The 13805-nt window shown below is 54.9% G+C and carries 15 protein-coding genes and 1 pseudogene; 9 read left to right on the forward strand and 7 right to left on the reverse strand.

The window, feature by feature from the left end; translation table 11 throughout:
* Window positions 1-17: 17 nt before the first annotated feature.
* Window positions 18-911: a WYL domain-containing protein gene (locus tag ACPAOP_RS03265; RefSeq protein ID WP_423709319.1), complete on the reverse strand. Its 894-nt coding sequence runs from the start codon at window positions 909-911 to the stop codon at window positions 18-20.
* A 188-nt stretch (window positions 912-1099) separates the two neighbouring features.
* Here ACPAOP_RS03265 and ACPAOP_RS03270 point away from each other — a divergent pair, with 188 nt between their 5' ends.
* Genes ACPAOP_RS03270 through ACPAOP_RS03300 form a run of 7 tightly spaced genes read left to right on the forward strand, consistent with a single transcriptional unit; the run spans window position 1100 to window position 9152 of the window.
* On the forward strand, window positions 1100-1420 hold the full coding sequence (locus ACPAOP_RS03270; RefSeq protein ID WP_423709973.1) for a DUF3375 family protein: 321 nt from the start codon (window positions 1100-1102) through the stop codon (window positions 1418-1420).
* Window positions 1305-2585, forward strand: a complete 1281-nt coding sequence (locus tag ACPAOP_RS03275) for a DUF3375 domain-containing protein (protein ID WP_423709974.1) — start codon at window positions 1305-1307, stop codon at window positions 2583-2585. Before ACPAOP_RS03270 ends, ACPAOP_RS03275 begins: the two co-directional genes overlap by 116 nt.
* Window positions 2572-3291, forward strand: coding sequence for a DUF4194 domain-containing protein (locus ACPAOP_RS03280; RefSeq protein ID WP_423709320.1), 720 nt, complete (start codon window positions 2572-2574; stop codon window positions 3289-3291). The genes ACPAOP_RS03275 and ACPAOP_RS03280 overlap by 14 nt, the downstream gene beginning before the upstream one ends.
* A complete protein-coding gene (locus ACPAOP_RS03285; RefSeq protein ID WP_423709321.1) occupies window positions 3288-6662 on the forward strand; it encodes an ATP-binding protein in 3375 nt (1124 codons plus the stop codon). The genes ACPAOP_RS03280 and ACPAOP_RS03285 overlap by 4 nt, the downstream gene beginning before the upstream one ends.
* A complete protein-coding gene (locus ACPAOP_RS03290) occupies window positions 6649-7812 on the forward strand; it encodes a Wadjet anti-phage system protein JetD domain-containing protein (RefSeq protein WP_423709322.1) in 1164 nt (387 codons plus the stop codon). Before ACPAOP_RS03285 ends, ACPAOP_RS03290 begins: the two co-directional genes overlap by 14 nt.
* Window positions 7813-7834: 22 nt before the next feature.
* Window positions 7835-8344 carry a hypothetical protein gene (locus ACPAOP_RS03295; protein WP_423709323.1) on the forward strand — a complete coding sequence of 170 codons (510 nt, stop codon included), beginning with the start codon at window positions 7835-7837 and terminating at the stop codon, window positions 8342-8344.
* Between the two features lie 46 nt (window positions 8345-8390).
* Entirely contained in the window at window positions 8391-9152 is a 762-nt protein-coding gene (locus tag ACPAOP_RS03300; protein WP_423709324.1) for a hypothetical protein, read from the forward strand.
* A 464-nt stretch (window positions 9153-9616) separates the two neighbouring features.
* On the opposite strand, the pseudogene ACPAOP_RS03305 reads toward ACPAOP_RS03300, so the two are convergent.
* Together ACPAOP_RS03305 and ACPAOP_RS03310 are read right to left on the reverse strand one after the other, a co-directional pair.
* Window positions 9617-9755, reverse strand: a pseudogene (locus tag ACPAOP_RS03305) (transposase); the annotation flags it as partial.
* Between the two features lie 55 nt (window positions 9756-9810).
* Window positions 9811-10143: an ANTAR domain-containing response regulator gene (locus tag ACPAOP_RS03310; RefSeq protein WP_423709325.1), complete on the reverse strand. Its 333-nt coding sequence runs from the start codon at window positions 10141-10143 to the stop codon at window positions 9811-9813.
* Window positions 10144-10284: 141 nt separating this feature from the next.
* On the opposite strand from ACPAOP_RS03310, the gene ACPAOP_RS03315 reads away from it, so the two are divergent.
* A complete protein-coding gene (locus ACPAOP_RS03315) occupies window positions 10285-10956 on the forward strand; it encodes a polyphenol oxidase family protein (protein WP_423709326.1) in 672 nt (223 codons plus the stop codon).
* 204 nt (window positions 10957-11160) lie between these two features.
* Here the strand turns inward: ACPAOP_RS03315 and ACPAOP_RS03320 are convergent, their stop codons facing one another.
* From ACPAOP_RS03320 to ACPAOP_RS03335, 4 genes are all read right to left on the reverse strand, one after another.
* Window positions 11161-12111, reverse strand: coding sequence for an amidohydrolase family protein (locus ACPAOP_RS03320; protein WP_423709327.1), 951 nt, complete (start codon window positions 12109-12111; stop codon window positions 11161-11163).
* Between the two features lie 212 nt (window positions 12112-12323).
* Window positions 12324-12455 carry a hypothetical protein gene (locus tag ACPAOP_RS03325; RefSeq protein ID WP_423709328.1) on the reverse strand — a complete coding sequence of 44 codons (132 nt, stop codon included), beginning with the start codon at window positions 12453-12455 and terminating at the stop codon, window positions 12324-12326.
* A 61-nt stretch (window positions 12456-12516) separates the two neighbouring features.
* A complete protein-coding gene (locus ACPAOP_RS03330) occupies window positions 12517-13152 on the reverse strand; it encodes a hypothetical protein (RefSeq protein WP_423709329.1) in 636 nt (211 codons plus the stop codon).
* The gene (locus tag ACPAOP_RS03335) at window positions 13149-13565 is read right to left on the reverse strand and encodes a DUF6884 domain-containing protein (protein ID WP_423709330.1); all 417 of its coding nucleotides are present in this window, start codon (window positions 13563-13565) and stop codon (window positions 13149-13151) included. The genes ACPAOP_RS03330 and ACPAOP_RS03335 overlap by 4 nt, the downstream gene beginning before the upstream one ends.
* Window positions 13566-13609: 44 nt before the next feature.
* On the opposite strand from ACPAOP_RS03335, the gene ACPAOP_RS03340 reads away from it, so the two are divergent.
* On the forward strand, window positions 13610-13774 hold the full coding sequence (locus tag ACPAOP_RS03340) for a hypothetical protein (RefSeq protein ID WP_423710051.1): 165 nt from the start codon (window positions 13610-13612) through the stop codon (window positions 13772-13774).
* Window positions 13775-13805: the final 31 nt, after the last annotated feature.

The raw sequence follows: 13805 nt of genomic DNA on the forward strand, positions 1-13805 counted from the left end.
CCTCCCCAGCCGTGCGCTTAGGCTTTCTCTTCGGCCTCGTACCCGGGAGCGAGTACGAGATTGGTGACGCCGTACAGTGCTTGCCGGTTCCGAAGCCACAAGTGGTACTCGCCCCCCTTGAGGCTGTGATCCTCTGTGCAGTCGACGTTCCACCGACGAAGCAGGTAGCCCGCCATCGCCGCGCGCGCGCGAATCTTGAGCACTCCACCTGCCATTCCGTACTCGGCCTCGATGGTGTCGGGGTGTTGTACGTTGGCAGGATGTGGCACGAGCTCGAGTTCGGTGATACGATTCCATTGAATATCTTGGTCAGGCTTCTCTTGGTCAGCTACGCGACCGGGGAGGATGCGAGCGTCGTCGAGACGACCCAAGACAAAATCACGGAACTCGCCGCTGCGCCTATCAAAGGCTCTTACGTGCCAACGAAGGCCGCTGTCAGCCAACCCGAACGGAACGATCTCGCGAGTCGTCAGCCCACTAGACAACGCGCGGTAGGAAACCTCAACGGCGGCACCTTGGTATATGGCGCGCGTCAGAACTGACAGCAACTCCAGGTCGAGCGCATTTGGAAGACTGCTACCTTCGTGCGCTACCAATCCCTTCCAGCGAATGGGCTCGCTGTCCCCGTAGCCTTGGGACAGCCAGGTAAGAACCCGTTCAACTGAGAAATCAAACAATGGACGGAACCAGGATGCACGGATGTAGACCTTGCCCTTGGTGTCGTACTCCACGTTGCGCGGTGCCAGCTCCTTGTACTGAGCAATGTCACGTGTAGCTGCAGCAGCCTGGATGCCGAAGCGAGCCACAAGATCATGCCGACGGATCTCCCCAAAGAATCGAACGCGGAGCTCAATAAACGCGAGCCGGTCGCGCTGGGGTTGGGTGAGATCTGAAATCTGATCGCTAGACATTCTGACTGGCCAGTGTTGTTTGTTGATTGGTTATGTTGCGCTCAGTATATACGTTGCACTAGAATGAGTCCATAGAATCATTTAGATTTTGTATGCGTCGCATTATGATTATCATATCAACTCGGGATTGATAGTCCAAGGGCAGGAGCACAATGAAAGCAGACAAAGCCATCGCGACCTACCGGCGCATGCGGGCGCAGCCGCTGTGGCGTCTGCTTGCCTCGACTACCGGGCCTACCGTCATTGGCCTGCTTCAGTCCCATCTGTATGAGGGCGAGCGAAGCCTCCCTGCCTCCATTTTTCACGAACGCATCGCAAGGGATCTGGAAGAGCTGCGCGCCCAAGGCGAAGACGCCGTGAATGAAATAGCTGCTGCTGCCGGAGCAGGAAGAGCTGCGCGCCCAAGGCGAAGACTTTCCCCAAACGGCACAGGCGTATGTCGCCAGCTGGCTCGCCGATGGGTTCCTCGAGCGACGCTTCCCGGCTGGGGCTTCAGAAGAGGAATATGAACTCTCCACGGCGGCCGTCGAAGCCATTCGGTTTGTCTCTGGACTGGCACAGCCGCACTCAGCCGCGACCGAAAGCCGCCTGACGCTCGTCATAGAGGCCTTGGCCCGACTTGCCGAGGACACAGACACCGACAAGTTCCGCCGCATCGACCGGCTGATGGCCGAGCAAGCCCGCATCGACAAGGAGATTGACGCCATCCAGAAGGGGCAGATGCGCGTGCTGCCCCATACGACGGCGCTCGAGCGCACGCGGGAGATCATCACGCTGGCCGACGATCTGGCCGGTGATTTCCGCCGTGTCCGCGATCAGTTCGACCAGCTGAATCGCGATCTTCGTGAACGCATCATGGACAACGATGGCAATCGTGGAGATGTGCTGGATTCGCTGTTCGCCGGAATCGACCTGATTTCAGAGAGTGACGCCGGAAGAACTTTCTCCGCTTTCTGGCGACTGCTCACGGACCCAGAACAGGCGGCCACGCTTGATCAGGCGCTCGATAGCGTCATGTCGCGGGAGTTCGTGGGGCAGCTCGAGGCTAAGGAGCGACGATTTCTTCTGCGGCTGACGCGCACCCTTCTTGAGCAGGGCGGCATGGTTCACGAGGTGCTCCAGACCTTCGCGCGCAGCCTTAAGCACTTCGTCCAGAGTCGTGAATACCTCGAGCAACGCCGACTCAATCACCTGTTGAAAGACGCCCAGCGCGCAGCACTGGCCCTGAAGGATGAAGTCAGGGCCACAGAAACCCTCCAGTACACGCTGGAACTCACGAGCAGTCGGTTGCGCTCCTTGTCTCAATGGGTTCTGCACGACCCATCCCTACAAGCATTGCCCGGTCAGATGGCAGCAGGGGATGCGCCGCCCATCGATCTAGAGTCTGTGAGCGAACTGGTCGCACAGTCCGAGATCGACTTCCGAACCCTGAAGGCCAACGTGCTGGCAGTCCTGGAGCAACGCTCCCAGGCATCGATTGCCGACGTGCTGGAACAGTTCCCCGCTGCACAGGGGCTGGGCAGCGTCGTCGGCCTGCTTGCGTTAGGCAGTCGGCATGGGTTCAAGGCCGACCACAGTGAAACCGTAGGCTGGGTTGGAGGCGACGACGAGCGTCGTAGCGCCCGAATTCCAAAGATCTTCTTTTTGAGGGAGCGGGCCAATGAACTGGTCTGAAAATGGGTCCGTCAGCGACGAATCGGCAATGCCGACCGAAGCACAAGCCCCCGATGCTGCTCAGGCACCTGCCAACACCCTGTTCCTAGGCGACAGCGGCGAGTTGCCACTGGATACCCGGCGCGCCCTGGTGCAGCTGCTGGCAGGGCCATCACTCGACGGACGTCGACATCCAAAACTCTGGCCGATCTTGGTACGAGACGAAGCGGTGATCCGTCGGCGTCTTGCCGAGCTGTTTCTCGAACTGGTTATCGACCGAGACGTACAAGTGGCTTTCACGCGCCAGGCAGATACCGGCGACCTCGAAGTGCCGCTCCTGCTGCGTCGCGCCCAACTGACGTTCATTGACTCAATTCTGCTGCTCCACCTACGCCAGCGATTGACCCAGGCGGACTCGCAGGGCGACCGTGCCGTGGTGTCGACAGACGAGATCACAGAGTTTCTCTCCCTCTATGAACGCGCCGCCAACACCGACCGTGCGGGATTCGTGAAACGGGTTCATGCCTCCATCGAGAAGATCAAGAAGCACAGCATCCTGCAGAAAATTCGCTCGAGCGAGGATCGCTTCGAGATTTCGCCGACGCTGAAACTCCTCTTCTCGGCAGAGGAAATACAAGCGCTGACGCAGTTGTATCAGCGCATGGCGGCCGGAGAGGCGCCAGCGCAACTGGTTCAGACTGAAGCTGATGAGGAGGCCGACCAATGATCTCGGAACCCCAAACCGCCTCCTTGTTTGCCCGCGAGCAGTTCCGGATGACTCGCTTGCAGGTTTACAACTGGGGTACTTTCTCCGGCCTACATGACGTACCGATCAGCGAGCGAGGTTTTTTGTTTGTTGGTAGATCCGGCGCAGGAAAGTCGACGCTTCTCGATGCATTTTCGGCGTTGCTGACGCCACCTCGCTGGATCGACTTCAACGCGGCCGCTCGCGAGGCTGACCGCAGTGGCCGTGACCGAAACCTCGTCACCTACATACGGGGTGCGTGGGCTGAACAGAAGGATGGGGAGTCGGGAGAGATCGCTACCCGCTACCTGCGCGCGGGGACGACTTGGTCTGCCTTGGCGCTGACCTACCAAAATGCGTTGGGTCAGTCTGTGGTGCTGGTTCAGGTGTTCTGGCTGCGGGGCAATGCGAACGGCAGCGCTGACGTCAAACGCCACTACCTTGTCATGGAGCGAGCCTTTGACCTGCGCGAGCTGGAGGACTTTGGTCAATCCAACTTCGACATCCGGAAGCTCAAGCAGTCTTTCCCTGAGGCATTCGCACGCGACGAATTTCGCCCCTATTGCGAAAGGTTCTGCCGTCTGCTCGGCATCGAGAGCGAAATGGCGCTGCGTTTGCTGCACAAAACCCAGTCGGCTAAAAACCTCGGCGACCTCAATACCTTCCTGCGCGACTTCATGCTCGACAAGCCCGAGACCTTCGAAGTGGCGGATCGCTTGGTCAGCGAATTCGGCGAACTCAATGCGGCCCACCAGGCGGTCGTCACGGCTCGCGAGCAGGTTCAAACGCTCGCCCCAGCGCGGGAGCAGTATCAGCGCAGGGACTCGTTGATACTGCAGCGCAATGGCTTGGATGAGCTTCGGCTTGGTGTTGATGGCTACCGGGAAACCCGACGCATTGAGCTACTCAAGGAGCACGTGGCATCCCTGGAGGTGCAAGCCAACGGCTCAGAGGGTGAAGTGGGGCGGCGTCAAAGCACCCTGGATAACCACGCCGCAATCTTGCGCGATCTGGAGCGACAGCACCGTGAGGCAGGCGGTGATCAGATCGAGCAATGGGAGGCCGAGAAATCGGGGCTGGAGGTCCAGCGCACAGATCGTCTGCGCAAACGCGGTCAGGCGGAAGATGCATGCAAGAAGCTGGGGTGGAGCCTCCCGGATTCGCCTCAAGCCTTCGCAGAACTTTTGGGCAACGCGCGGCAGGAGGTCGAAAACTGGGAGCAGCGCAGCAACGCGAACCGCGAAGAACAGTTCCGCCTGGCCGGTGAAAAAAGGGACGCTGAGGCAGCATTTTCGCAAGCACTGAAAGAGGTGCAGGCACTTCAGCGCCAGCCATCGAACATCCCAGCGGACATGCTGGAAATGCGCCGAAACATTGCCGCTGCCATCGGGATCTCTGAGTCCGCGCTGCCATTCGTTGGGGAACTCATCGAGGTGAAGCCCGACGAGGCCGAATGGCAGGGGGCCATAGAGCGCGTACTGCACGGGTTTGCGCTCTCGCTCCTGGTAGACGAACGCCAGTATTCGGCATTGGCCAATCACATCAACACCACCCACCTTGGGCAGCGCTTGGTGTATTACCGGACTGGCCGTCCGGAGACGTGGCAGGCAAAGCCTATCGGTGCTAACTCGCTCGTCCTCAAGCTGAATGTCAAGGAGGGGACGTATGCCGACTGGCTTCAGGCCGAACTACGGCAACGCTTCGATTACGCGTGCGTCGACTCCATTCAGTCCTTCAGGAGCGCAGATCGCGCCATCACCCGTGAAGGCCAGGTCAAGCACAGCAAAACCCGGCATGAGAAAGACGACCGCAGAAATGTCGGCGACCGGCGAAACTGGGTGCTCGGGTTCGACAACCGCGAGAAGCTTGCGCTCTTCCAAACCCAGGCGCAGGAGCTGGCTGACACCATATCGCGCCTCGGCGGGGAGATCGACAAGCTTTCCGACCAGGACAAGAATCGTGCAGCCCGAGCGATGCAGTGCCAGACTCTGGTGAATCTCCAGTGGCAGGAAATAGATGTGCTCCCATTACTGGATCGCATCTCCACCATTGAACGGCAGATCCGCGAAGCGCGGGAAGGCAATACAGCCCTACTGCAAATCAGCCAACGGATCGACAAGCAAAAGGACCTGGTTGAGCAGGCTGACAAGGATCTCCGCGAAGCCAAGGTCGCGCATGACTCAGTTCTCAAGCAGATCAAAGACAGCACGCAAAAACTCGAATCCCTCCTTCAAGATGCTTCCAGAGTTTCATTGACCCTCCACCAGATCAAGGGGCTCGACGAACGATTCACCAAGCAGTCAGACGTGATCAGGCTCGAAAGCCTCGACAAGGTAACAACAGCTGTTGAGAGAGGACTCAACACAGAAATCAGTGAGATCAAAGATGAAATCGCCGATTGCGAGAAGGAAATAGAAGCACGCTTTGCCGATTTCAAACGGCAATGGCCGATGGACGCGGGCGACATGGACACGAGCCTTGCCAGCGCGCCAGACTTCTTCGCCAAGCTGGTTCGGCTGGAGACGGATGGTCTGCCCGCCTATGAGCAGCGGTTCTTTGAGTTGCTGCAGAACCAAAGTCACCAGAACCTGGCGGCGCTTTCCACCTACCTGAACGATGCGCGTAAGGCGATCCTGGAACGGATGGATCTGGTCAACGACAGTCTTGGCCAGGTGCCCTTCAACCAGAGCACCAATCAACGCACCTATCTCCACATCGACGCCAGTGACCGGCAGCTTGTCGACGTCAAGGAGTTCAAGCAAGAGATCCAGCAGGCGCTGAGCCATGCATGGACGGAGGATCGAGAGTTTGCCGAGGCGCGGTTCCTGGCCTTGCGACGACTTGTTGATCGACTCGCCAGTCAGGACCCCGAGCAAAAACGCTGGCGCGAGACTGTGCTCGATGTTCGACAGCACGTTGAGTTCATCGGGCGGGAGATAGATGAAAGTGGTGTCGAGGTCGAGATCTACCGAAGCGGAGCAGGCAAGTCTGGTGGCCAACGGCAGAAGCTGGCCACCACGTGCTTGGCCGCAGCCCTGCGATATCAACTGGGTGGTAACGACCACGGCGTGCCGATGTATGCCCCCGTCGTGCTGGATGAAGCCTTCGACAAGGCAGATAACGAGTTCACCGCGTTGGCGATGAACATCTTTACCAATTTCGGATTCCAGATGGTGGTCGCCACGCCGCTAAAGTCGGTCATGACCCTTGAGCCATTCATCGGTGGCGCCTGCTTTGTGGATATCAGCGATCGGCGCGTCTCAGGCGTCCTGCTCATCGAGTACGACGGTGATCGTCAGCGGTTGAAGCTGCCAGAGCACGCACGAGAGGAGGCTAGCGTTGAAGCTTCCTGAAGATGTTCGGCAGTTTCTCGCCCGTCGCTTTCAAAGCAAGCACCGCGAGTGGTTGATCGGTGATCCGGGCGAGAGCCAGTGGCCGCTGGAAGTTCCCCTCGGCATACCGACGGAGCAGGCTGCGCTGAGGCAGGTCGACGGCGTTCGTGCTTGGGTGAGCGCATGGCAAGGTTGGCAAGGAGTCGGCTCCTTGTCCTGGTGTGAGCGTCGGTGGAAAGCGCTTGGAGTCCAGCGACTGCCAGAGAAACTGACGTTACGAGGCCCTGAAGATGTTGCCATGTGGATCGGTGCATCCGCACGGTGGGTTCGTTCCCTGTCTCGGTATCAGACGCTCACTGCTCGCTGGCCGGTGCTTGCGCAGCAGTTGCCGAGATATTTTGATGTCCTCGCTGACTACAGCGATGCCGATTTCCGTCGACTGGCAGAGATGCTGGATTGGATCAGTCGCAATCCGAAATCGAATCTCTACCCACGACAAATTCCGGTTGCCGGTGCCGACAGCAAATGGCTGGATTCTAGAAAGGGCATCATCTCTGACTTGATTGCAACGCTCCAGGGTGACCCAACAGGAGAGCGCGACTTCTTCTGGCGCTGCGGCTTGAGGGCACAGCCGCAGTTAATGCGCATGCGCGTTCTAGACCCGGATCTAAGAGCCCGTTTTGGCGGTCTTGGCGATATCTCTGCGCCTTATGATGAGGTCGCGAGAATTGGTATTCGACCAAAGAATGTCTTCGTTGTTGAGAACCTTCAAACTGGCCTGGCCTTTGATGATCTGCCAGGGGCGGTTGTGATCATGCGACTGGGTTACGCGGTTGACGTTTTGGGACAGCTTCCATGGCTACAACAGGCGCAATGTATCTACTGGGGTGACATTGATACGCATGGCTTTGCCATTCTTAATCGAGCCAGAACATACATCCCAAGCCTGAAGACTGTGCTTATGGACGAGTCTACGCTGATGAGTCATCGCGATTTATGGGTCGAAGAGAAAGACCAGCACTCTTCCACAGAGCTCCCACTACTCACCAATACCGAACAAAAGCTCTACCAGTCGATTAAAGGAAATGCCTGGGACCAACAAGTCCGCCTCGAACAGGAGCGGATACGCTGGGATGTGGCGTGGAATGCCATACAGGCAAGTATTCGATGATCCAGGATCAGGGAGGTCAGTCGTGAGTGGAAATCGATGGGACCAGCCGGGTGTGCCCCACAAGGGATGGCACTGCGTTGACGTGGTCGACCTGAGGGCCGACGGCGAGTCGGCGGACGAAACCGATTACGCGACCTGCCAGATGTGCGGCAACGAGAAGATCCGCTACGTCCACATCATGGAACACCCGGATCTGGATGAGAACTTCGACGTCGGCTGCGTCTGCGCCGAGAAGATGAGTGGCGACTACGAAGGACCGAAACGGCGTGAGGCCAAGTTGCGCAACCGGGCAGCACGCCGAACCCGATGGCTGCAACGCAAGTGGCGGGTGTCCGCCAAGGGGAACAGCTTCCTGAACGTCGATGGGCACAACCTCGGCGTCCACATGAACAAGTTCAAGCGGTGGGGCTACCGGATCGGCAGCCGGTTCAGTACCAAGACCTACTCGACCAAGGACGAAGCCAAGCTGGCGCTGTTCGATGACTTCTGGGCCGCGACCCAGGATGACGATCGGCTGTGGGCTTCGGACTGATCCCAGCAGGCTGGCGGACCAGTCTTAGACCAGGACACATCAAATAATGAGAACAGACTTAATCGAAAAGTACGCACCGATTCTTTGTGGGTCGACGCCTCCGGTGGTCCGCGACCCGCGCCTGTTGATGGATGCAAGCGGCGACGTGAAGATCTATTACGCGCCGTTCGAGTACATCAACCCCAGTGCGCGGATCGTCCTGGTCGGGATCACACCGGGCCCCACCCAGATGGTCAATGCCAACAACGAGGCGCGGCGCGCGCTTCAGGCCGGCAAGTCCAGCGCGGAAGCGATCCAGGCCGCCAAGAGCGTCGGCGCGTTCAGTGGCGAGCCGTTGCGAAGCAACCTCATCAACCAGCTCAACCATTGGGGCTTTCACAAGTGGCTCGGCCTGACCGATTCTGCCGACCTGTTCTCCACGTCGCGCCACCTGGTGCAGACCACATCCCTCCTGCGCTATCCGGTGTTCGTCAAGGACGACGATTACCGTGGCTCTCCAGACATGACCAAGCACCCCTTGCTGAGGAAGTACCTGCTGGAGAACTTCGCGGCGGAGGTCGAGGAACTGAAGGATGCCGTTTTCGTCGGGCTCGGGCCGCAGGTCCAGAAGGTGCTGGATCGACTGATCCAGGAGCGTGTGCTGAATCCCGAACGGGTGATTGGCGGCATGCTGCACCCATCCGGCAACTGCACCTACCGGATCAATTACCTCATCGGCGACAGAAACGCGCCGATCCCGCACGCCACCAACCCTGTGCCTTACGACCAGGGCCGGCGAGCATTTCGGGAGCGGTTCGTCACCGCCTGATCGAAGATCGGGTGAGTCGATGCGGACGCGGGTTCAATTCCGCAAATGGGAATCGAACTGACACCGTGTCCAATGTGTTTGGCTCGTGACCTCGGTCAGGCTGAACTGGTAGGATTGAAGGCAGTCGGGGCTGGATTCCGCACCTTTCCGCAGAAGTTCGCAGCGGTCGTAAGGCGCTAAGTTACATAGGTTTGGCGCAGGGTTCCGCCCCACCACCAGTATTTATAATAAAATCAAAGACTTACGATTTTATTGTCGTCATTAAATGGGGTGTTTTGGGGTGATTTAGGCTCTGGAATGACAGCATAAAAAGCCCAGCAGATCCGGGCTTTTTTATTCTCGGTTCAATTCAGGAATAGCGGGGTTCTCCCCCATAATGCACAGCCAGGATTGAGCATATTCAACTATTCCACGTTCAGTCTCAACTCGCTCAAATCCTGAGAGCATCATCCTGTTACCTTCCAACCACCATACTTCGATCCCCATTGATAGTAGGTCACTTCGAAAACGCTGGGTTCACGGCCAAGGTTTGACCAGCCTGCCAGCCTCGACGGTCTTCAATATTCCGATGATTTGTGTTTCTGTATATCTGCTCTTGCACATTGCTGTTCTCCTTTGGCATGCAAGTTTGCCGCTAGAACTCTGGTTATACATGGCTTTATTTTAAGTGAGGGTTACAGTTCTCGGATAAATGATGGCGCTCCATCGGATAACCTTTGGCACGCTCTATGGTTTTACGCTCCGCCAGCCGGGCTTTGGTGTCGGATAATTCCGTTCGCAACTTCTGATCTGCGTGAAACCGCGCCGTCGCCAAGTCGAGCAAGGGCTTCACGCGCTCCGCCTGCAAACCCGCCACCACATACGCCGACACGCCCGCTTCCATCACCGCCGCCAGTTGCGAAGGATGGCCGTCTTCGGTAAATAAAACGATAGGACGCGGCGTATCATACGTCGCAAACACCATGTGTCCCAGCACATCGCAGGCATGCATTAAAATGTCAACGTCAGCGCCAGATGTTGTCCCAAATAGCCCATGGATAGCCAATGGACGATGATCTGCGACGCTACATTTTTTGCCGTCAGTTTTCGCCCTTCCTTTTCGATATTCCTTTTTTTGCACGCCACCATTGCCATGTCCCTGACCTCCCCGTTGCTCGCTGCTATTCCCGGTATTCAATATGGTTTTGGTACTGCGCGTCATCTGGTGCCCAGCGCGCTCAGCCCCTATTGGCATCGCGTCCCGGAAAAAACGCAGGTGCACGGAACGCAGATCGTCGAGATCACCACCGGGCAACAAATGTGCGGTGGTGCAGATGGTTTTTATACCCGCCAGCCGGAGATACCGGTGACGGTCATTACCGCCGATTGCGTGCCGGTGCTGTTCGCGCGGCGCGACGGCAAAGCGATTGCCGCTGTTCATGCGGGCTGGCGCGGCCTGCGTTATGGCGTGATTGGCGCGTTGTGGCAACGACTGCGCGCCGAAGGTGAAGACCCGGCAGACTGGGTGGCCGCCATCGGTTCGCATATCAACGCCTGCTGTTTTGAAGTCAGCGCAGAGCTCGCTCAGGAATTTGTCGATGCATTTGCGGATCATCCTGCCGAACTCATCACACCGTCATACCGGCATCTGGATCTGAATGCGATTGCCGTCATCGAATTACAAAAAGCGGGTTTGCAGCAGATCGACAAAGGCCATTCCTGCACCTTATGCTGCAGCCACAGCGATGGCAAATTCCTGTATCGCAGCTACCGTCGCGGCGACCGCAATTCGCATCAGCATTCGGGCCTGGTAATACTCCCGTAATTCGCATTTTCAGGGGAGTATCTGCGTTTTTCGCCTTATTGCCAGCGTAAAATAAGGGGCTTTAAATATACTCCCCGGGGTACATTTTTAATCTGAAACTGATTCCGGTGAACATGTCGGTTCATTACAGATGCTGACCGGACTGTTGTTTGGGCTCTTTGATTTGGACTTGGTTGCTTCCGGCCGTCGGTATGAACGCGCCGCTCAGCGCGGCTTACCATAAACACGTTCCGCATTTTTCCAGGCGATCATCTGCGCCTGTTCATCTGGCAGTTGTCCGAGAATACGACGCCAGCGACTGACGATGTGGCCGTATTTATCCCAGCGAAAATCTTTGTGCGCATCGGTGGCAAACATAAAGCGTGTCGGGAAACGATCAAGCAAAGCGCGCCATTCAGGAAGAATCACGCCACAGTCATCAACCATCGCGCCGCCAAGTTGCGAAGATTTTTCTTCGCTGCTGAGGCTGCGCTGGTCTTTTTCTGTTTTCGACAAACTGATGATGACATTCTCATGTTGCGACAGCACTGTTTCTGCCTGCGCCGCCGAGCCAAAGCCAGCGTGTGGCCAAATGAATGTCAGTTGAGGAAATTTTCCGTATAAGGCATGAAACACAGGCCAGTCGCGGTTCCAGTTATACACTTCCCAATGCGTCATCACCGGTGCCTGTAATGTCTGCAGCTCCTGCATCAGTTGCAATACATTCGGTTTTTCGGCGGAAACGTAACGCTCACCGCTGGCGGTTTGTTCACCATGAGATTTATCGCCATGCGCAAACATGATTTCGCCGACAAACTGATAAGGCCCATCCCGTAACCCGGACAAAGTCTGGCGCAGATACATCGCTGACACATCGCCCCTCAAATCAAACCATTTGGGTGTACCGATAATAAATTTCTGCGGAAAATTTTTCTTCAGCGCCAGAACATCGGCATCGCCGTTACTTTTATGAGTCAGACGCGCGAACAATGCCATCCCCTGCACGCCTGACTTGTCCATCTTCGTCAATACCTGATCGTACATTCCACGATCAATCTGCGCCATCGCATCAAACAAGGCACCATGATATTTAGCAGATTTTTCTTCCGATTCACAAGCTGCCAGCGCAGAAACAGAAATAGTAAGGCCAGCGATCATAAGCAAAAAGCGTTTCATATTGAGACAAGCTTTCCAAAACAGGGATCAAGCGAATTTTAAAAGTAATTATTATGTTCGCACGAAAACACGCTCATCGTCGACGCTGATGCGCGCAGTCAAAACAGAATCAACAGGTAATCAAATGGGCGGCAGAGATTTTTCATTAGCAGCGAACTAAATGCTGAATAATGCAAGAACCAAGCGAGACAAAAAGATGACGATCTTAAAGATCATATGCCGGACAACGGGGTGAAAAATCTGGCATTGTATATGTGACTCGATGGTGCGAGCGTCGCATAGAGCGCCAGCTCACGCCAGAGCGCCACCAGCGCCGAAAGTGTAAATGCCCGCTGGGAAATCATGATTGACTTTCGATATTTCTAACTAATAATTTAACGAAGCCAAGATTAAGAATCTATTTTCTCACTTCTTAATTAAATTAGAGAATTGATCAATATCAAAAGCGCTAAAAGGCGTTTTATATAATTCGTTGACCAGCCACAATCCACTTGCGACAATTTTCTCTTTTGGCGAATAATTTCCAAGCCATCCTTGGGAAGGACCACATTCATCACAAAGGGAAATAGTAGAAATAAGTTTTGATTCAACTTCCAACCGCTGAGACTTATCGTCTAACTCAATGACACAAAAAGAAAAATTAGCTTGGATGTACCAACTAACTTCTTCCTCAATTAAATTCTTATAATTTAAGTCAATAGACAAGGAATATTTTTCTCTGGCTTGTTTAGTCGTCAGATCAATGTCCCAAAATTTCAAAAAGGAATCATCATTGCGACTCAATATTGCGCGCCCGATATTCTTGCGAAAGATACTTCTGTCTTTATTTTTATTTAGAAAGTGCTGTTTCAATCTTGACTGAAGTTGCTTTGCGCCAGTGTGTGTGCCAATTCGAACAATTCTATCCCCGTTATGACCCTGTTCTCCTTTCTCAAATAAGATATAGACCCCATTAGATGGCAACTTCCCCCCATCAAACGGAAAAGTATGTCGATCGAGGTTGCGTAATAAATCATGCACAGCTTGACATTCTTTACTCACTTGGTTAGCTCCTTTAGTTTTTGAAGTTGCTTACCAATACTTAGCCCCTCTAGAGGAATGTGTGAATGCTTAATATGAGGTAACAAGTATTTCCTATACTTATTACCAGCAAGGAATATGAATTCATCTTCATCTAAAGATGCAATTTCACTCAACTGCTGGAGCACTAGTCTAGCCCACTCTTTGATTTCGCTAAACCTCATAGTATTGAGGGTCTGTTCGTATGGTTCAATTTCTTGATCCAAGTTAAGCAATCCGTGTTTTGCAGAGAGAACGTATATTCCATTTGGTTTTAAACTGCGAGCGTATTTAAGGTTGTATCTGAAAAGTGTACTTATATACAAATTTTGTACCTTTTCAGATTGCTCAAGCTTTTGACTTACACATGAAATTAAAATAATTTTATTTTTCATAAAAAAACTTCTTCCAAATTTATCGAGCCTGTAAGAATTTCTGTGTGAACCGGGGTCATGAAATAATACCGAAAGGGATTTGCCATGACCGATACGATGACCACGAAAAAACCTCGCAAAAAGAAAGAACCATACAGCGCACTTGGAAGCTGGCGGCCAATCAGTTTGCCATCATGTTTGGCGAACGCTTCACCAACGCGATTAACTAAAACCCGGCCCCGCACACACAGAATTTCTTAC

Source organism: Undibacterium sp. WLX3042, assembly GCF_049544825.1.
Taxonomy (GTDB): Bacteria; Pseudomonadota; Gammaproteobacteria; order Burkholderiales; family Burkholderiaceae_D; genus Undibacterium.